The sequence below is a fragment of the Leptotrichia sp. HMT-225 genome, assembly GCF_030644325.1.
Lineage (GTDB): Bacteria > Fusobacteriota > Fusobacteriia > Fusobacteriales > Leptotrichiaceae > Leptotrichia > Leptotrichia massiliensis.
This window is the reverse complement of the sequence record NZ_CP130323.1, coordinates 940,679-960,654: the sequence shown is the minus strand read 5'-3', so window position 1 is coordinate 960,654 and position 19,976 is coordinate 940,679. Positions and strand designations below refer to the sequence as shown.

Here is a 19,976-nt window from a genome sequence, read left to right as displayed (position 1 = left end):
TTCATTTCAATCCATAATAATAATTATACTAAAAAGGACTAATAAAATCCAGTCCATGTATTATTTTTTGATATTTTAATTTTCAATATCAGCTGATACATATTTTTATTAACTAAAAAACTAGCAGTTAAACTACAAAACTGAAAAACATCGAAAAAAGTTATCCAATTATACAAAAAACTTATTAAATTTGATGGATAAAATAAAAAAAAGTCTATTTTCTATAACAACTTAATGTTTTTTAAAATAGACTTTTGATGTTTATTTTTATTTCAGAATTATTCTCCTTCAGGTAAAACAAATCCTGCTATTAAATATGCGATTGCTAGTGATCCGCCTGTAATAACTGCTAATACAACTGCTATTATTCTTATTAAGTTAGAATCTTTATCCATGTATTTTGCAAGTCCACCACATACACCCATTATTTTTTTGTCAGATGCTGATTTTGTTAGTTTTTTTTCCATTTTTCCTCCTAAATATTTTTATAAATGAAATTTCAAATTCTTTATTTTACATACATTATATCATATCCCTTATATTATGTAAATTATTTTTTATACTATTCCCCATTTAATATGTCTATCTGCACTCTTTCCTCAGGGTACTTAGCCTGTTCAACCTTCTTTTTTCTCTTACGTAGCTTTTTAGGCTTTTCTTTGGCATTGTCCTTCATTTTCCTTATTATCTTGCACATTGAATCGTATGTAGGGCTGTAGCCTTCCTTTCTTGCTTTGACATAAACTTCTGCCAGCCCTTCATAGCCAAATTTCCTGTATTTTTTCATAACCAGTTCTATTTCTTCTTGCGTGTGCTGGTTTGGATGGCTTTTAGGTCTTCTGCTTTTTGGCAGAAGAGATTGGATTGTGCCGTCATATCTGTCTCTCCAACGTTTTATCTGCTGACGTGATGTCTTATAATTCACTGCTGCCTTTGAATTATTATTATGTTTTATTGCATACTCAATTGCCCGTTGACGAACACGGTATATTTCTGATATACTACTCATATGAAAGGTTTCTCCTTAATGTGGTTTTGGTTGGCTTACATTATATCAGAAACCTTTCTTTTTTTGTATATTCTTGTCACATATGTATTATCTCACAACATAAAATTAATTGAGAAATGCTTTACATGGACACACTAATATGGTATTATATAAGTAAAAGTGATAGAGGTACATATCGTAAAAAAATACAGGTCGTTTTATCAATAACTTAGAAATTTTAAAATTAAATAAAGGAGTGTGCTGTCATGAAATCTATGAGAAGGATTTTTTTAGAAATAATATTTTTGTTAACCTGTATTAATACTGCAGTTTTTGCAGGAGCTGAAGAATGTTCAGTATCAAATGCAAAGTTTCAAAAAAATTATAGCCCTATTAGCCATGCACTTCTTCCAAATAATGTATGGAGAAGTGAAAAGGAGAAGGAACTTTTCTTTAATTGTGTTCGTGCAGAGAAAAAATTTGTTTATGAAATAATCGGAAAAGATATTTCTATGCCATTAACAGTTAATATGCCAGTAGAGTTGGGACCTGACGGAACAGGTTCGTTAAGGTCGGGAAACACTCGTGATTTAAAAGTATATCCTGTTGAAGTCGAAGTTGAACCTGGTAAAGAGTACATAGCTATAATTCAATATTTAGGGTCAATGTCGTATGCCGCTCTGATACCATATTATTCAAGTGATGCCGTAGAGTTTATAAACAATAGGCAGGATATTTATGCTGGAGCATGGCATTTTTATGTTTATGATAATGGAACAGTGTACTATCCTAAATATTGGGATAGCATAAAGTTTAAAGTAAAAACGAAATACTCTAATGGTAAACCTGTTAAAAAGGCAATTGTGCGATTTATTGTATCAACTGCATATATGGAACAGCAAAGCAATAGTTTATTCGCTATAATGGAAACAACACATATAGGTGCTTCACAATTCTTAAATACACCAACTAAACAGGCAACTTATATTGATCCAAATACTCATAAATTTTATTAGTCAATCTAATAACACACCAGTACTGACCTCAAAAAGGTAGAAAAGAAATTTTTAATACAGGAAACTATAAAATATATGTATGTCTTTTTTGTGTTTAATGTAATAAAAATAAAATATAATTTAACAAAGAAAAATGTATATGATATATTCTCAAATTTGACAGTTAAAACCTCGAACTCTAACAGTATCAAGAGTTTGAGGTTTTTAAAATTTTCTACTTTTTATACTATTCCCCATTAAAACAAGGGAGTTTTTATAATTCTGTTTAGCAAGGGGTCAAGATCCCTTGTCAAAAAGTAAATAAGTGGTATGACTACAATATTTCTATTCTTTTATAACAAAAAAAAGAAGCTGAACTCAAAATTTTAATCATTTTGAGACAGCTTTTTTTGTCCTACTTTATTATTTCTAAATTAGGTCCTGGGATATGGTAAATCATTACTTCTGCTGTCCCCATACGTTCTTGACTATTTACTACGGTTAATTCAAGGTGTCCTTGTGTCCCCGGTAAGATTTCTACTATATGTAACAAACCTTCTTTATTACCAAGCATATTGTATGGTCCATTATTAAAAATTCTTTTTACTGTTTTTATTCCAAATCCCCATTCTAAGCCTTTTTCTTCATGTTCATACATAGCACTTACACTGTGTGTTCTAGAACTTGGATTAACCCAAATTGCATAATAACCTGGATCCAAGAATTCATCTATTTCTATTTTTGTTTGACCCATTCTAAGTTCTTTATCGTAAATAGGTTCTGCTTTAAATCTAAATATTCCTGCATCTATTTCCTCATATTTACCAGTTATAGGAAGAGCTTTTCCTCTTTTAGTAGTAGACGTTACCTTAGTATCAAGATACTCTTCACTTGTAGCATCTAAAGTTTTAGAATTAACATTTCCAGACTTAGCTGCCTTGGAATTTGATTTTTTTGTTTCATTATTCTGTGTTTGAACTTTCCCATCCATAACATCATTTACCGCTTTGTTGACCTTTCCAGAAATGTTAGTTTGTACAGTATTCGCTGCACCATTTACTATTCTTTGTCCAAGATTTGATAGCCACCCTGCTTGAACAGGCACTGCTAATACAACTAATGCTAAAATCCCAAATGCTTTTTTTGTCACTTTTTTCACGACACTCAGCTCCTTCTTTTAATAAAAAATTTTTAAATTAGTAATAAGACGAACAGTATTTTCCCATGATGTGTATTTCTATTATTTTCTTTTATATAATACCATATTAGTATAGTTATGTAAAGTTATTTCTAATATTCTTTTTTTAAAATTCTAATGTTAAAAGTTCTTCTTCTAGAAAATATTCACATTTTCGCAACGAAAAAAAAATACGCCAAATTTATGACACATTTTCATATTTATTCTTTCTCTTTATGATACTGCCATACTTTTTCCCTTGTTCACTTTTAAATGCCCGGTAAAAAGAAGATATTTCCATATATCCAATCAGATAGGACATTTCATCTCATAAAAACACTTTTCACAATCTAAATTTCTTCCATCGTCAAATCCACAATATTCCCTTTCACTACTTCAATCAGCTTTTTTGTTTCCACTTCCATCTGTAATCCTCTTCTTCCAGCTGAAACCATTATTTTGTCAAATTTTTCAACTTCCTTGTCAAAAAAAGTACTGAACAGTTTCTTCATTCCCACAGGAGAACAGCCTCCACGAATATATCCTGTTTCCTTCTCCAGTTCTGAAAGTGGCAATAAATCAATATTTTTCTCCCCACAAGCCTTCGCCACTTTCTTTAAATCCAGATGGGCCTCTCCATGAATCACACAAACGTACAAATTCTTACTTTTTCCCTTTAACACAATAGTCTTAAAAATCCTATCCGCCAATTCAGGCAACTTCTCAGCAGCACCAAGCCCTCCGCTTTTATCCTCACTCCACTCATAAGTATGAATAATATATAGAATCTTCTGTTTATCCAGCTGTCTTAAAGCATTCGTCTTTGCAATTTTTTCTTTTTTATGTTTCATTTTATACCCCCATAACCACATTTTTCCTTATTTTCTTAATTAAATTGTACTTTATTTTTTTTCAAAAATCAAATTTTTTACTCTGACTTATAGTTTTTATTTATTCAAGTTTATGAAATAGATTGTTGTTTATAAATATTTTCTATAAATTTGCATGTTTCTTTTTTTTAAACATAATAAAATTGTTTTATTAAAACTAAAAATCACAAAAAATTTTATTAAAATAAAAATTAAAATAAAAAAATATTAATCAAAATCATAAAATATTTGAATTTTTTTAGAATATTGACAAATATACATATATATGATATAAATAAATGTCTAATAGAGACGCCCCATCTCTACATTTAGACTTCTTTCATACAAAAAAACGAGCACACGGCTCGTTTTTATTTTATAAATTAGCATTTAAACAAAAAATTAATAAAATTTAAAAAATTTATCATAAATATTTAGGAGAATGGAATTATAAGATGAAAAGAGAAATAGCGATAATTGGAGGTGGCGCTTCAGGTTTTCTGACGGCGATTACTGCAAAGAAAAACGGAAGGGATGTTGTCATTCTGGAAAGAAAGGACAGAGTTCTAAAAAAAGTGCTTACAACTGGAAATGGACGATGCAACTTGACAAATGTGAATGCTTCCAATAGAAATTATTTTGGAATTGAAAAAATGAAGCAGCCTATTGAGAAAATTTTAGAGAGTTTTACTTCACAAGATGCAATGAGATTTTTTGAAGATGAAGTTGGGATTATTTGTAATGAAGAAAACCGTGGTAAAGTTTATCCACTTAGCGGACAAGCTGCATCAATTGTAGATGGACTTAGATTTTATGCACAAAGTCTTGGAATAGATATAATTACAGACTTTTATGTTACAAAAATTGAGAAGGAAATGTTTGATTTTAAGATAATTTCCGAGGATAAAAGACAGATAATTGCCAAAAAGGCAGTACTTACAACTGGTGGAAAGTCTTATCCTGAACTTGGTTCAAACGGGAGCGGCTATGAGCTGGCAAAAACCTTTGGGCATACTGTTACCGAATTAACGCCTGTTATTGTACAGCTAAAAGCAGAAAAAGAAAAAATTAAAGGTTTAAAAGGAATTAAGTCGGATGTGGAAATTACAGCTTTTGGAGAAAATAGAAACGGTGAAAAGGAAAAAATCTGTACTTATGATGGTGAACTGCTGTTTACTGATTTTGGCATTTCTGGAAATGTGGTTTTTAATATTTCATATGTTTTCCCAATTTACAGAAACGTGGAATTTGAAATTGATTTTATGCCAAAATTTACTTATAATGAAATTTTTGAAATTTTAAAAAAACGTCGGACAATATTAAAGGATTTTACAATGGAACAATTTTTTAATGGAGTTGTCAATAAAAAACTGGGACAATTTTTGACAAAATCGGCAGGAATTGAAAAATTATCAAAAAGCATAAATGAACTTACAGACAACGAAATTCACAAAATTTGTACAACTTTAAAAAAATATAGAATAAAAATTATTGATACAAATGGCTTTAAAGCAGCTCAAGTTACCGCTGGAGGTATTCCTTTAAGCGAAGTAAATCTAGAAAATTTAGAATCAAAAAAAGTTAAAAACCTTCATTTTGCTGGTGAAATACTGGATGTTTATGGTGAATGCGGCGGATTTAACTTACAATGGGCGTGGACTTCTGGATATTTTTTAGGAAAAAATCTTTAAAAAAAACGGTATAATTTAATACTAAATCCCATTTAAATAATGAATTTATTACAAATTTTTCTAACAAAGGATAAGAACCTAGTATTTCAAAATAATTAAAATATAATTTTTTGTTTTTAATAAACTGACGGAGCTTTTATTTGTTCAACGACTGGAAGGAAGAGTTTCAGATTTGGGCAAATAAAAGTCGTAGTCTAGCCATAGGTATTGCGTTGCAATCTTGCCACAATTTTAATTATCAGGATAAACCTTTACTGCAAGATAAGGATTTGCGGCAATGAGCAATCCTGCGAAAAAAAGAAAAAACATAACAAAAATAGTAAAAACTGATATTAAATAAAATAATCCAATACTAAATCCCATTATAAAATAGGAACTATGCTAAGAACAAAAAGTTTTAATTCTTTACTAACAATAGTATATAATTCAAAATTTATTAAAAATTCACTATTTAAACGGGGAATAGTATAAATAGTATTTTATTTACTTGATAACAAGAAAATTTAACTCCCTTGCTAAAATGAATTTTTAGCAAATTTACTATTTAAAATGAAAAATAATATTACAAACTTTTAAAAACAACTAAACTAAATAAGGAGAAAAATGATTAGAATAAATAATATAAAAATGCCTGTAAAACACAGCGAAAATGATTTAAAAAAAACAGTTTACAAACTTTACAAAATCAGTGAGAATGAAGTAAAATCATTTGAAATAGCAGGACAGGCGATTGATGCTAGAAAAAAAGATAATGTTGTATTTGTTTATGCAGTGGATATTTCCTTTAACTTTGATGAGGAAACGGAAAAAAAAAGATTTGAAAATGTAAAAAATGTGCGAAAAATTCAAAAAAAACCTTATTCTACGGAAAAAATTGAGAACTTTACAGAAACTGAAAATGTAAAACGTCCTGTTATTGTTGGAAGCGGTCCTGCTGGAATTTTTGCTGGACTTGTGCTTGCCGAAGCTGGATTAAAGCCAATTATCATTGAGCAGGGAAAAAATGTAGATGAGCGTGAAAAGGATGTCTATAATTTTTTCAAAACTGGAAAACTTGATAAATATTCAAATGTACAGTTTGGAGAAGGAGGAGCTGGAACATTTTCAGATGGAAAATTAAATACGAATACAAATAATTTTCGGATTCAGAAGGTTTATGATGAATTAATTCTCGCTGGTGCTGATCCAAAAATAAATTATATGTCAAAACCTCACATTGGAACTGATAAATTAATCGAAATAATGCGTAAAATTAGGTATAAAATCGAAAGTCTTGGGGGAGAATACCGTTTTAGCACAAAACTTGTAAAAGTAAACTATGAAAAACCTGATTCTGAAAATAACAAAATAAAAAGCATTTTAGTTGAAAATGTAGAAAATTCTGATGAAAATAAAATTTATGAAATTCCAACAAATATTTTAGTTCTCGCAATTGGACATAGCGCAAGAGAAACTTTCTTTATGCTGAACGAAGAAAATGTGGCAATGGAACGGAAAACTTTTTCGGTAGGAGTCAGAATTGAGCATCTTCAAAGCATGATAAATTACTCACAATATGGAAAATTTGCTGATAAATTGCCAGCCGCAGAATACAAATTAAATGTAAAGACAAGCAATGGACGTGGAGTTTATACTTTCTGTATGTGTCCTGGAGGTGTCGTTGTACCATCTTCAAGCGAAGAAGGCAGACTTGTCGTAAATGGAATGAGTTATTCACAGAGAGATTTGGAAAATGCAAACTCTGCAATTTTGGTAAATGTATTTCCTGAAGATTTCCCAGGAGAAAGTGTTCTGGCTGGAGTTGAATTTCAAAGAAAATTGGAAGAAAAAGCATTCGAGCTTGGCGGAAAAGATTACAAAGCCCCTATTCAGCTATTTGGCGATTTTGTAAATAATAAAATCTCAACAAAATTAGGAAAAGTAAAGCCAAGCTATCTGGCAGGCTACAAATTTGCAAACTTAAATGAAATTTTTCCACAATTCATAAACGATTCCATAAAAGAAGGAATTACCTTAATGGATAAAAAAATAAAAGGTTTTGCTAATTATGATGCAATTCTGTCAGGTGTTGAAAGCCGTAGTTCATCTCCAGTGAAAATTCCTAGAAATGAAATATTTTTCTCAAATATCGAAGGACTTATGCCTTGTGGAGAAGGCGCAGGCTATGCAGGTGGTATTATGTCGGCAGCAGTTGATGGGATAAAATGTGCAGAGTATGTGATTGAGTATTATCAAAATAGTTTATAAGCTAAAGGGGGTAAAAATGAAAGAAAAATTAACATTTTTTGATTTTTGTTCTGGAATTGGTGGAGGAAGAATCGGAATGGAATCAGCAGGATTGGAATGTATTGGACATAGTGAAATAGATAAAAAAACTTCTGAAACGTATGAAAAGTTTTTTAAAGATAATAGAAATTATGGAGATTTAACAAAAATTGATTTAAAAAAACTGCCTGATTTTGATGTATTATTAGCAGGATTTCCTTGTCAAACTTTTTCTATTGCTGGAAAAAGAGAAGGGTTTAATGACAATAGAGGTATGATAATTTATTCTTTAATACAAATTATAAAAGAAAAAAATATAAAATATTTTCTTCTTGAAAATGTAAAAGGATTAATTAACCACAATAAAGGACAAACTTTAAAAACTATTAAAAGTGAATTGGAAAAAATTGGATATAATTTATATATAAAAGTTCTTAATAGTATTAATTTTGGCGTTCCTCAACTTCGTGAACGAGTTTATATTGTTGGATTTAGAAAAGATTTGGATAATTATAATTTTGAATTTCCTGAAGAAGAAAAAACAACTTATACTTTAGAAAAATATATTGACAAGCAAAATAATTCAGAACTTGATAAAAATGATGAAACTTTTAATAAGTATCTTAAAAATAAATATAACAGCCAAAAAAATTATAGAGTAGAAGATATTTTAACTTGGGAAAACAGTGTTATTGACTACAGACAGTCTGATTTACGAAAATATGATGGATTCTTCCCTACTTTAAGAACTGGAAGACACGGATTACTGTATATAAAAAATGGAAAGTTAATGAAATTAAACGGATATGAAGCTTTATTACTACAGGGATTTCCTAAGAATATAGCAGAAATAGTAAAAAAAGATAACTTCTTTACAAATAATAAAGTTCTTTCTCAAGCTGGTAATGCAATGACTGTAAATGTAATAACAAAAATAACAGAAAAATTATTAAAATCAATAGAAAATACAGAAAAGAGGTATAATGGAAAATTATTTGGCTGAAAAAGGTTCAAAAATAGCAAAAGATGGATTTAAAAATGAAAAAGATGTAGCAAATAAATTCAATAACTGGAAAAATGACAAAGAAGCAAAAATTTGGCTAGTAACAATGGGATATGAAATTTCTGATATTGAATATGTAAAAGCTACTATTTTAAGTGGTTATAAAGCTGATTTGAATGTGCGGATTCAAATTAAGCTGAAACAAAATTTTGATATTGAAAATATTCAAGTAAAATTAGTTAGTAATAAAAAAGGATTTAACCAAATTGATAAAAGATGGTTAAAAAATTACAATGATATGTGGAAATTTCCTAATAATATATATAAGTTATTACAATATTTTACAGGAGAAATTTTACCTTATAAATCTGGAAGAAATAATAAAAGAATGTTTTTAGATGAGTTTGATAAAAATGATAAAGATTTATTGCTACAATGGTTTGATAATAATAAAGTATTAATAATCTCTGATATTCTAAGAGGAAGAGGAGAATTTTGTGCAGAATGGGTGTTAGTTGTTCAAAAATCTTATATTACAAGATGGATTTTAAAGAATATAAATGCTGTTATAAATCATTATTTTGATAATGGGAAAGTTGAGATTAGTCCAAGAGGTTCCTTAAAAATCGGAAAAATAACTATGCAAAGAAAAGGTGGGGATGGTGGTAGAGAAACTGCCAATATGCTCCAATTTAAATTAGATCCAACAGAAATATTTAATATAGATTAAGCTAAAATTTTTGATTTTTACCATTAAATATGCTATAATTTCAACATCTTTAAGATATATTTCAAATAACTTCAAACTTGTAACAATTAAAAATCTATAGTTGTTTGAACGAGGGAGGAAATTATGTTTTGTACTTTAGTATGCTGTATGGATGGAAGATTTATTCATATTTTAAATGAATACATTAGAGGTAATTACAGATACACTTTTGTGGATACTATTACTGATGCGGGTGCTGTAAATAAAATAGTTAATGATGAGGATTATTTAAAAAGCATAGAAGATAAGGTGGTTTTAATTTCGGTTAATAAACATAAATCTGATCATATTTTTGTGGCAGGGCATAGCGACTGTGCTGGTTGTCCTACTGATGATGAAACACAAAAAGGTTATATTCGGCAAGCTGCTGAGAAAATGCACAACGATTTACCTCATGAGGCTGTTACTGGGCTTTTTGTCCATGAAAATGGAGAAATTGAAATTTTAGTTGATTACGACATTGATGATATTAATTAATTGAATTAATAAAAAATAAAGGAACTGCTATTAATTGGTAGTTCCTATTTTATTTAAAAAAATATTTTTAATATTATTTTTATTTGAAATTTAATAATAATGTTTAGCATTTAGCATTTTTTCAGCAATCTTGTAATTTGGCATATATCGTTCGATATAATTGTAAAAACCTTTTCCGTGATTTGGATACTTTAAATGTGTCAATTCATGTAAAACCACATATTCTATCTCAAAAGGAGTTCTTTTTATAAGCTCCGTATTAAGATTTATATATTTTTTTACATAATTGCACGAGCCCCATCTAGTCTTCATAGGCTTTATTGCGACTTTTTCCACATGCTCATCCAATATTTTCAGCCATTTTTCCATAAATTGCGGAAATAATTTTTTTGCATTTTCAAAATACCATTTTTCCATAATTTTTTTCTTTTCGTCAGTATTTTCCAAAATGTTTTCATTAACTGTTAAAATTATATTCGGATTTTTTTCATTATTTACTAAATTCACGCCATTAAAACTCCCAGTTTTCACAGTTAAATTGTATTCTTTTCCCAAAAATTTATGAATTTCGCCAGTTTTGTACTCAAATCCCTTCTGTTTTTCCTTCACATCTTCAACTTTTTTCAAAACACTTTTTATCCAGCCTTCTTTAGAACGGATAAAATTTTCGATGTAATCACGATGTAAATTCATTGGCACAGAAATATAAATTTCCATATTGGGCTTTATTCGTAAATTTATATTTTTTACTTTTTTTCTGTGAACTTCATAACCTAAAATTTTCTCTGTTTTCATTTTTTACTTTATTTTCCTCTTACATTTATTTTTATTAAATCTCTAACCTGTCTTCGACTTTATAAATACTTTTCTTGCGTTTTCCAGCACATCCTTCTGAAGCTTATAAGTAACCAGCTTTAATGCTTCCTCATAAGTACACCATTTAAAATCCTCAATTTCAAAAGTATCAATGGTAACCTCTTCATCTTCCGTAATTCCCATAAAAATTGTAACTTTCTTAATAGTTTTCTCATTTGGAATATATTTTATTTCTCTTTCAAAATTAGGAATTATTTTTATTCTTACATTTGTTTCTTCAAGAACTTCACGAATTGCTGTTTCTTCCTTAGTTTCATCCTTTTCGATATGCCCTTTTGGAAAGCCCCAGTTACCATTGTGCATTTTCACAAGCAGAATTTTTTCGGTATTTTCATTAAAAACAATTGCACCGCACGAATTTTCATACTCAAAGTTATCATTTAATTTGTAATGCTTGACAACATATTTTAATAATGCTTCTTTCTCGTTCTCAATTTCATCGCCAAGCACAAGCTCATACAATCTATTTTTTACTTCTCCAATCTCGCGGTTACTAAATTTAAGATTTATCAAATCAATCCCTGTTATATCTAAATCATTAAACTGTGGTATTTTACCCTGTTTCTTTATATTTTCAATTTTTTCCCGAAAATTTTGTAAAATCTCTTCATTTTCTTTTTTTGTCCTAAGTCCTTTAGAATTTAAGTCTGCAGAAAATAAATTAAAAAGTCTTTTTAGATTTTTTTCTTCCATTTCAATAATCAACTTTTTCAACGTCTTATCTGAAACATCTTGATAAATTAACATATGATTTTTTACAATTTTTTTTACTGAATTTATAAAATCATTGGATGCCTTGAGCTGTTTTAACTCTTCTTCTGCGATTAATGCACTTTCCTTTTCATGTCCATAAAAATAAAAAATACCTTTTGCATCAATAATTTTTACATTTATTTTCCCCAAATCGTGAAAAAGTGCCGCAAATCTAGTTACCAAATCATAATCACAAAGATGAATAACTTTTATAATATGATTAAACAAGTCGTCTGGATGATTGGGATTATTCTGATCAAAATTGTAAGCATAATAAAATTCGGGAATTATCATTTCTAAAACCCGTAATTTTTTCATTTCTATAAAAGCTTTTTTAACAAATTTTCCCATAAGAATTTTACTTAACTCGTCAAAAATTCTTTCTTTAGATATTTTAGTCAAAAATTTTCTTTTTTTGTAAATGGCTTCAGCTGTTTTTTTATCCAAATTAAATCCTAATTTTGAAATAAATCGAAAAGCTCTTAAAATTCTAAGAGCATCTTCTTCTATTCTCAGCTTTGGCTTCCCTACAAATCTTATCACTTTCCGCCTAATATCCTGCCTTCCCCCATACAAATCAACTATTCCAGTCTGTTCGCTGTAAGCAATAGAATTTATCGTAAAATCCCTTCTTGCCAAATCTTCTTGAATGGTTTTTACAAACTTAATATCTTTTGGATATCTGCTGTTGTAAACTCCTGTTTCTTTACGGAATTTTGCTATTTCATAGCTTTTTCCATTAACATTTATCATAAGAATTCCAAAATGAGCTCCCATTTCTTTTGGATTATAACCAGCAAAGATTCTTTTCAATTCTGAATATTCTATATCAGTTGCAAAATCATAATCGCCAGGATCTTTATTTAGAATTTTATCTCTAACTGCTCCACCGACAAGAAATCCTTTTCCATTTCTATTCAGTTGTTCCAATATGAATTTTACATCATCATCCAAATTAAATTGCATCCCAAATATGTCCTTTCAATCATTTTTTCTGTACTTTCATAGAATAATTCATTTCCAAATTTATTTTGTTTTATAAACTTGCTCTAAAATACATAGTTCCATTTTTATTCTTAGTTTGGTATACTCAAAACTCTTTTATTTTTTTCTTAATTTTGCAATATAAAAGCCATCCATGTATTTATTTTTATACGAAATATAAACTCCCCCAAATTCATCTCTTATATTTTCAATATTTTCAGGAATCTCTACTTCCAAAATTTCCAAATCCTCATATTTTTCGAGAAAATACTGAATATTATTAGTGTTCTCATTTTTAGAAAATGTACAAGTGCTGTAAACTATTTCTCCACCATTTTTCAAAGATTTATATGCACTTTCAAATATTTTTTTCTGAAGTTTCTTTAAATTTTTTATATCATTTGCAGTCAGCTCATATATTTTTTCAGGCTTTTTCCGAAGAACTCCAAGCCCACTGCAAGGCATATCTAAAAGTATCTTGTCAAACATTGTGTCTAAATTCTCAATTTGTGTAGCATCATTTAATTTTACTTCAAAATTGCTGTAACCATATTTATTTTTAAGTTCATTCAATAATTTCACTTTATGCTCGTGAATATCAGTAGAAATCAACTTTTTCGGATTAAACAGCTGTAAAATTGCAAGGGATTTTCCACCAGGAGCAGAACAGGCATCAAGCACAGTTTCTCCATCTTTCACGCCTAAATTTCTCACAGCCAGATAAGACGAAGCATCTTGAATCACAACATCCCCATTCTTATAAATTTCCGTATCAAAAATATTCGCATTTAATAAATAATAAACTTCCCCAACAGAAAATAAGACTTCTGTCTTAATATTTTTCAGCAATTCCTCAAATTTCTCACTCGTAATTTTATTCTTATCAAATCTAACTGACAAATAACTTCTTTTTTTATAAGATTTTAGCATTTCCAAATAATCATCAGGATAATCAATTTTCATCTTATTCACAAACCATTGCGGATACGACAAAACAATGCTTTCCCTGTTATCTTTCGGAATTCCCTCATCAAATTTTTCTTTATTTTTCAAAATCGTCTGCAAAGTTGCATTCACAAATCCAACTTGATGTGCATTCAAAATTTTTGCAATCTCCCCAGCCTCAAAAATAACTCCCGCATTATCCGATTCCATGAAAAACAATTGAGCAACCGAAATTCTCAAAAGCTGTTTTATCTTTCTCTTTTTTACATTCCTAACACTTTTCCCAATCAGATAATCAATATAAATCAAATTTTTTATCACAACATTTATCACATTTGTAATAAACATTTTTTCTTTTTTTGTATAATTATTTTTAGAAAAATAGAAATTTAACTGGATATTACTGTATTTCCCATTCTGAATTTCATCCAGTAAATTTACTATATCTAATTTTATATTCTTTTTCTTTATCAATTTTTTCCTCTCTTATTAAAAAAAACTTTATTTCCATTCCCATTTTTCTATTTCCACATTTACATCCTTATCTGCAAACACACTTATTCCATCTGCATCTTTTTCAGGGAATATTCTTGATGAAAATACTTCCTGTCCGCCGTTAATAAACACTTCCACAGAAGAATTATCTACAAACACAGTAAGTTCCAATTCTGAAATATCTCCTAAATAAACTTTTCTTAATCTTTTATCAGGCTGTTCACCTTTTGTTCTGTCTAATACAAATTTTTTATCATTGTAATCAAATTTTAAAACTGTTTTACTACTTTTACCAGTTCGTAATTTTAATCCAAAATCAGAATTAAAATCACTAAATTTAGCTTTTAACTCATAAGTTGCTCCTGTTCCAATTTTAACTTCTCCAGCTACTTTTCCACTAAATTCAATTTTTTCTCCACGGATGCTTTCCATTTCCTTTATCGGAACTTGATAAAGTTTTCCATCTATTACTTTAAGTTCTCTTGGTAAAGTTAGGCAGTGAAGCCATTCATTTTTTACAGTTGGAAAATCTTCTTCTTCTGGAATTCCCATCCAGCCTACAATAAGCCTTCTTCCTTTATCATCTTGCATTGACTGTGGTGCATAAAAGTCATTTCCTCTGTCAATTTCCACAAAATCTGATAAAATTTCAAATTCAGGTTTTTCGTAATCTAATTTTCCAAATAAATATCCTGTCTGATATTTGTTATTATATAAATCTCCTTCTGGTTCTAGCCCTTGCGGTGAAAATACCAACAAATCTTTAATTTCTCCAGTTTTTTCATCTTTTAGCTGAAAATAGTCAGGGCATTCCCACATAAATCCAAAGTCTTTAATCTTTCCATGATTTGCTCCTGCAATTTCCCCTTCAAACTTCCAGTCTTTTATATTTTCTGAACCGTATAAAACTGCTTTTCCTTCCAAATCTTCACTTTGAATACCAATTACCGCATAAAATTTCCCATCTTTTTTCCAAATTTTTGGATCTCTTATATGTCGAGTGTATCCGTCAGGCTGATTTATAATACTTGGCTCCCATCTCTCAAAATTTTCTCCGTCGCTTGAAACTGCTAGGCATTGGTAAGATTCCCTATTTCCTTCGGAATCTTTCACATTTCCTGTATAAAATAAATAAAGTTTGTCGTCATCCACAATAGCACTTCCAGAATAAACTCCATCCTTAGAATACCAGGTATCAGGACGCAAAGCTGTTTTCAGCCTTTCCCAATGTAATAAATCATCACTTACACTATGAGCCCAAGTTTTATTTTTATGATTAGTTCCCAATGGATTCCATTGATAAAACATATGATATTTTCCATTAAACTGCGAAAATCCATTTGGATCGTTAATTAATCCCACAATTCCTTGAATATGATATTTTTGTCGCCAAAAATCTTTTTCAACAATTTCTTTTTTCTCCAAAATTGATTTTTCCTCATCTTCTCTAACTTTAGTAAAATCCATATTTCAAGCCACCTTTCATATCATCAAATTTTTATTATCTATTTGCGTTTTTTTTATTATATTATCTATTTCCAAACTTTTTTAATCTCAAACTTTTAAAAATTAAGTAAATTAAAAATTAGAGAAAATCTCTCAAATTTACTATATTTTACCATATTTTATTGCTTTTTCCAAATTTTTGCAATTCTATTTTTAAATTATTGTTATTTTTTTTATAATTTTGGAGCTAAAAAAATAACTTTTGATTTAGATTTGCACTTTATTTGAATTTATAGTATAATGTTGCATTACAAAAAAAATTTATAGTGAGGTGAATTATTTATGGTTAAAATTAACATGGATATGATTCAGACAATTGGTCTAGCAGTTATTTTATTGTTAATTGGAATGAAACTTAGAAAAAAAATTAAATTTTTTGAAAAATACTGTATTCCAGCACCTGTTATTGGTGGTTTTTTATTTTCAATACTTGTTTTTATTTTAAGACAGACAAATATAGCTGAAATAAAGTTTACTGATACATTGCAAAAATTCTTTATGGTTATGTTTTTTACAAGTGTAGGATTTAACGCAAGTTTAAAAGTATTGAAAAAAGGTGGAAAAAAGGTACTTATTTTCCTATTTGTTGCAGCAGGATTATGTATTTTACAAAATGCTGTTGCAGTTGGACTTGCAAAATTTGTAGGACTTCCGCCATTACTGGCACTAATGACAGGATCTACTCCAATGACTGGAGGACATGGAACATCCGCCGCTGTAGCTCCAACAATTGAAGCTCTCGGTCCTGCATACAAAGGAGCAAATGCTATTGCCATTGCTTCTGCAACTTTTGGTCTTATTGTAGGATCTGCTATGGGAGGACCTATCGCAAGCAGACTTATTAAAAAACACAAATTATTGCCTGAACATTTTGTAAAAGACGGTATTCAGCATGGAGATGAAGATATTGATGAAGAAGTGTTAAAAAGACAAAAGCCTTATCTTGATGGTGAACGATTTTCAATGGCGTTTTTCTATATCTTAATTGCAATGGGAATTGGTTCGTATTTATCAATCTTTATTGATTATCTTATGAGTTTTACAAATTTTGAAGCACATTTCCCTGTTTACATTGGACCAATGATTGTTGCTGCAATTATTAGAAATTTATCAGACAATGTAAAGGCTATGAATGCTCCGACAAAAGAAATAAGCATTCTTGAAGATGTGGCACTTAGTCTATTTCTTTCAATGGCACTAATGACACTAAGATTATGGGAATTAATTGATTTAGCATTGCCTGTAATTATTTTATTAGTTGCACAAGTTATATTGATTTATTTCTATCTGAACTGGATAACATTTAAAGCAATGGGGTCTGATTACGATGCAGCAGTAATGGTTTCAGGACATTGTGGATTTGGACTTGGAGCAACTCCAAACGGAATTTCAAACATGAAAGCAGTTACAGAAAAATATATTTACTCAAAAATGGCATTTTTCGTAATTCCAATTGTCGGTTCACTATTTATTGATTTTGCCAATATCAGTATCATTACAATATTTACGCAGTTTTTTAAATAACCTGAAAAAAAGAAGAATAGCTTTTATTAGTTATCCTTCTTTTTTTATTAATTTAACTATTATACTCAAAATCTAAAATATCTTTTCTAATATCCCTTATCAAGAATTTTACCAAATTATCCGATTCTGTTTGAATTAAAAGAAACAATCTTGCCAGTATTTTCCCAACAAAAACTTTTGTTATCTGATTCATTTCATTTAAAGCATGTTTTTTTAAAAAGTTTGTCAAATCATCTGCTTTATTCAGGATACCGCTAACAGAAATACTTGAAAATCGTCTATCTGAAATAAATCTTTCATAGATTGTCGAATTTTTATCTACTCTAATTCCTTCCTTCTTCTCCACAGCCGTAGCTTTTGAAAACTGATCATAAATTTCAGCATAAAGCATGTCGTTTGGACCTTCAAAGATAGTAAACGGTCTAAAATCAATTGCCACATTGCTCATCGGATGCCCAGCTTCAAATCCTTTTGCCCCCAATAACTTTTGTGCTGTTTTTGCAGCATTGTATGTGTACTCAGTAGCAAGACTCTTTATAATATTTGCTTCCATAAGTTTGTCTGACACCGATTTTTCAGGATAAACATTATTGCAAGTGTAATCATACATAATTTTTGACACGCCGTAAGTCGTTTCTATTTCGTCCAGCTCCCTTTTTACAAACGGAATATCAGCTTTGGCATATTTTTTTATATTTTTTACAATATATTCCATAATTCCATGAGTCATGCCAACCAGCTGCAACCTGCTTCGAATAAATATATTTTGAAATTCTCTAAGGCAATTTGCTTTACTTTCTGAAAGTTTTATTACATATTTTGCAGGAATTTTTGCATCTACATGATTTACAGCATATCTCACTGCTTTCAGCCCTTCTGAATTTAACACATCATAAGTTATATATTTTCTTGGAACTAAAATTAAGCTAATTACTTTTGAAAGTTTTCCTTCTTTCTTTTCCTTTGCTGCAATTAATAAAAAATCACTTTGAGAATTTCCTTGCCAATATTTATCAGCTTTAACATGAATTGTATTTTCATCAACATATTCATAGTAAGACTGCATTTCTTTTGCTATGGCAGATCCAGAAGTTTCAGGCTCCGTTATAGCTAGTCCTCCACCTTCTCCGTTAAATATCATTTCCAAACCTTTTTCAATCTGCTCCTTATTTCCATATTCAATTAGCGGCTGTAATACTAATGCCCCTTCAATCCCAGTTCTAAGAGTAACTGGCACTCCATAACTTCCAGCTATTCTAAGAACTTCCTGAATTTCAAATTGACTATCCTTTCTTCCTCCAAATTTTTCAGAAAGAAAAGGTAATAAGAGTCCACGTTTTTTTATACTTAACCATTTATTTTCTGATAAATAGTTCATTAGATTTATCTTCTCAATATTTCCGTCTGAAAAAACATCGTTAAACACCTTTTTTATATTAGACAAAAATTCTTCCGTATTCATTTTTAATAAATTTTCATTTTTAAATTTATTCATTTTTCTCCTCCTAATCAAGTAGTTACAATCAAAATACTTTGATTATAAAATAATTTGTTTATATAACAACTGTTATTATAGCACATATGAAAAGAAATAACAATTCCTAACAAAATTACAATCATATAATTTTTAAATTTATCACAAAATAAAAAAGCAGCCAATATAACTTCTCTGTTTACTGGCTACTCTAATTCTGTTCAAACTATTATCAACATTCTAACTTTTATTTTTTGTTTTTATTTGTAGTTGTACTTGTATTTTTTAGATTTACGGTTTTGGTAGTATTAGTGTTTATGTTTGTTGTAGAAGTTTTTGGTGCTTTTGGAGTTTTTGAATTTCTGTTTGAAATTGCACCTTTTATACTTCTTCCTATACTATTTCCTAATGATACCCCACTATCCATTACCATTCCTACAGCTCTTCCATCTGCACCTCCAATTACTCCACCTGCCTGTGCAAAAGTACAGCTAATACAACTAGAAGCAATAATTGATGTTAACAATAAAACTTTAATTTTAGATTTCATAGTAAATCTCTCCTTTTTTACAGTAATTAATTTTCTATTATTTTCAATAGTATAATATCACATATTTTTTATTATGTCAATACCATTTTATAAAAAAGTTTAAAAAAACTTTTATTTTAATATAGTATTTAATTTACCGTATAAATATTGACTTTTTTTATTTTATTTGTTATAATTATATAAATAACAGAATATTTTTAAATTCTATAATAATTAGTTTGATAGGTTTGTTAAAAAAATCAAATTTAATTTTTAAGTATTCAAATAAGAGATTTTTATTTAAATTTTAAAAAATTACTTGTTGTTAATAAATATTTTTTCATAATTATATGTTTTTTCTTTTTGTATAAGCAAGGGAAATCAATCGCCATTTCCCTTCATTTCGCAATAATAGTTATTCTAGTATATTTAAATAATAATATATTAAAGAGAATGGCGAAAGTGCTACGCACTAACCCTGGCTCGTCTAAGCATTTTTTTGAAATATTCCCAAATAAAATTTGGGAAAGTAGTTTAAACCTTATTATTTGGATAAAACCTTGATTACTACGAAAACGAAACTCGCTAACGCTCACTTTCGCAAATAAAGTTTAGAACAACTCTATAAAATATTTTTGCTATAAAGCTTTTGGCGA

The 19,976-nt window shown here is 29.0% G+C and carries 17 protein-coding genes; 7 read left to right on the top strand and 10 right to left on the bottom strand.

The features are described from left to right. Positions 1-278: 278 nt before the first annotated feature. Both QU666_RS04745 and QU666_RS04740 read right to left on the bottom strand, forming a co-directional pair. Positions 279-467 carry a PspC domain-containing protein gene (locus tag QU666_RS04745; protein WP_021769380.1) on the bottom strand — a complete coding sequence of 63 codons (189 nt, stop codon included), beginning with the start codon at positions 465-467 and terminating at the stop codon, positions 279-281. 95 nt (positions 468-562) lie between these two features. Then, positions 563-1,009 carry a helix-turn-helix domain-containing protein gene (locus tag QU666_RS04740; RefSeq protein WP_304984872.1) on the bottom strand — a complete coding sequence of 149 codons (447 nt, stop codon included), beginning with the start codon at positions 1,007-1,009 and terminating at the stop codon, positions 563-565. 254 nt (positions 1,010-1,263) lie between these two features. Between QU666_RS04740 and QU666_RS04735 the strand changes: the two genes are divergently transcribed. Beyond that, positions 1,264-2,004: a hypothetical protein gene (locus tag QU666_RS04735; protein WP_021768941.1), complete on the top strand. Its 741-nt coding sequence runs from the start codon at positions 1,264-1,266 to the stop codon at positions 2,002-2,004. Between the two features lie 394 nt (positions 2,005-2,398). Here QU666_RS04735 and QU666_RS04730 read toward each other — a convergent pair whose 3' ends face one another. Further along, positions 2,399-3,133: a hypothetical protein gene (locus tag QU666_RS04730; protein WP_304984871.1), complete on the bottom strand. Its 735-nt coding sequence runs from the start codon at positions 3,131-3,133 to the stop codon at positions 2,399-2,401. Between the two features lie 377 nt (positions 3,134-3,510). Next, positions 3,511-4,011, bottom strand: a complete 501-nt coding sequence (gene ybaK / locus QU666_RS04725; RefSeq protein ID WP_036070527.1) for a Cys-tRNA(Pro) deacylase — start codon at positions 4,009-4,011, stop codon at positions 3,511-3,513. Between the two features lie 473 nt (positions 4,012-4,484). Here ybaK and QU666_RS04720 point away from each other — a divergent pair, with 473 nt between their 5' ends. From QU666_RS04720 to QU666_RS04700, 5 genes are all read left to right on the top strand, one after another. Next, the gene (locus tag QU666_RS04720) at positions 4,485-5,720 is read left to right on the top strand and encodes an NAD(P)/FAD-dependent oxidoreductase (RefSeq protein WP_021768945.1); all 1,236 of its coding nucleotides are present in this window, start codon (positions 4,485-4,487) and stop codon (positions 5,718-5,720) included. A gap of 603 nt (positions 5,721-6,323) precedes the next feature. Next, positions 6,324-7,967 (top strand): NAD(P)/FAD-dependent oxidoreductase, encoded by a 1,644-nt coding sequence (locus tag QU666_RS04715; RefSeq protein WP_021768947.1) that lies wholly within the window; start codon positions 6,324-6,326, stop codon positions 7,965-7,967. A gap of 16 nt (positions 7,968-7,983) precedes the next feature. Then, positions 7,984-8,988: a DNA (cytosine-5-)-methyltransferase gene (gene dcm / locus QU666_RS04710; RefSeq protein WP_036070530.1), complete on the top strand. Its 1,005-nt coding sequence runs from the start codon at positions 7,984-7,986 to the stop codon at positions 8,986-8,988. After that, positions 8,969-9,718: a hypothetical protein gene (locus tag QU666_RS04705; RefSeq protein ID WP_021768949.1), complete on the top strand. Its 750-nt coding sequence runs from the start codon at positions 8,969-8,971 to the stop codon at positions 9,716-9,718. Before dcm ends, QU666_RS04705 begins: the two co-directional genes overlap by 20 nt. Before the next feature lie 123 nt (positions 9,719-9,841). Continuing rightward, a complete protein-coding gene (locus tag QU666_RS04700; protein WP_036070533.1) occupies positions 9,842-10,234 on the top strand; it encodes a carbonic anhydrase in 393 nt (130 codons plus the stop codon). A gap of 90 nt (positions 10,235-10,324) precedes the next feature. On the opposite strand, the gene QU666_RS04695 is transcribed toward QU666_RS04700, so the two are convergent. The 4 genes from QU666_RS04695 to QU666_RS04680 form a co-directional block, all read right to left on the bottom strand. Further along, positions 10,325-11,029 (bottom strand): M48 family metallopeptidase, encoded by a 705-nt coding sequence (locus QU666_RS04695; protein ID WP_021768951.1) that lies wholly within the window; start codon positions 11,027-11,029, stop codon positions 10,325-10,327. 42 nt (positions 11,030-11,071) lie between these two features. Next, on the bottom strand, positions 11,072-12,829 hold the full coding sequence (locus tag QU666_RS04690; protein WP_021768952.1) for an NUDIX domain-containing protein: 1,758 nt from the start codon (positions 12,827-12,829) through the stop codon (positions 11,072-11,074). Between the two features lie 135 nt (positions 12,830-12,964). Beyond that, positions 12,965-14,266 (bottom strand): 16S rRNA (cytosine(967)-C(5))-methyltransferase RsmB, encoded by a 1,302-nt coding sequence (rsmB, locus tag QU666_RS04685; RefSeq protein WP_021768953.1) that lies wholly within the window; start codon positions 14,264-14,266, stop codon positions 12,965-12,967. Between the two features lie 27 nt (positions 14,267-14,293). Then, positions 14,294-15,754: a sucrose-6-phosphate hydrolase gene (locus QU666_RS04680; RefSeq protein ID WP_021768954.1), complete on the bottom strand. Its 1,461-nt coding sequence runs from the start codon at positions 15,752-15,754 to the stop codon at positions 14,294-14,296. Between the two features lie 321 nt (positions 15,755-16,075). Between QU666_RS04680 and gltS the strand changes: the two genes are divergently transcribed. Continuing rightward, positions 16,076-17,317: a sodium/glutamate symporter gene (gene gltS, locus QU666_RS04675; RefSeq protein ID WP_021768955.1), complete on the top strand. Its 1,242-nt coding sequence runs from the start codon at positions 16,076-16,078 to the stop codon at positions 17,315-17,317. Positions 17,318-17,369: 52 nt separating this feature from the next. Here gltS and QU666_RS04670 read toward each other — a convergent pair whose 3' ends face one another. Further along, entirely contained in the window at positions 17,370-18,812 is a 1,443-nt protein-coding gene (locus tag QU666_RS04670; RefSeq protein WP_021768956.1) for an acyl-CoA dehydrogenase family protein, read from the bottom strand. Positions 18,813-19,038: 226 nt separating this feature from the next. Continuing rightward, positions 19,039-19,341: a hypothetical protein gene (locus QU666_RS04665; protein WP_021768957.1), complete on the bottom strand. Its 303-nt coding sequence runs from the start codon at positions 19,339-19,341 to the stop codon at positions 19,039-19,041. Between the last annotated feature and the right edge of the window lie 635 nt (positions 19,342-19,976).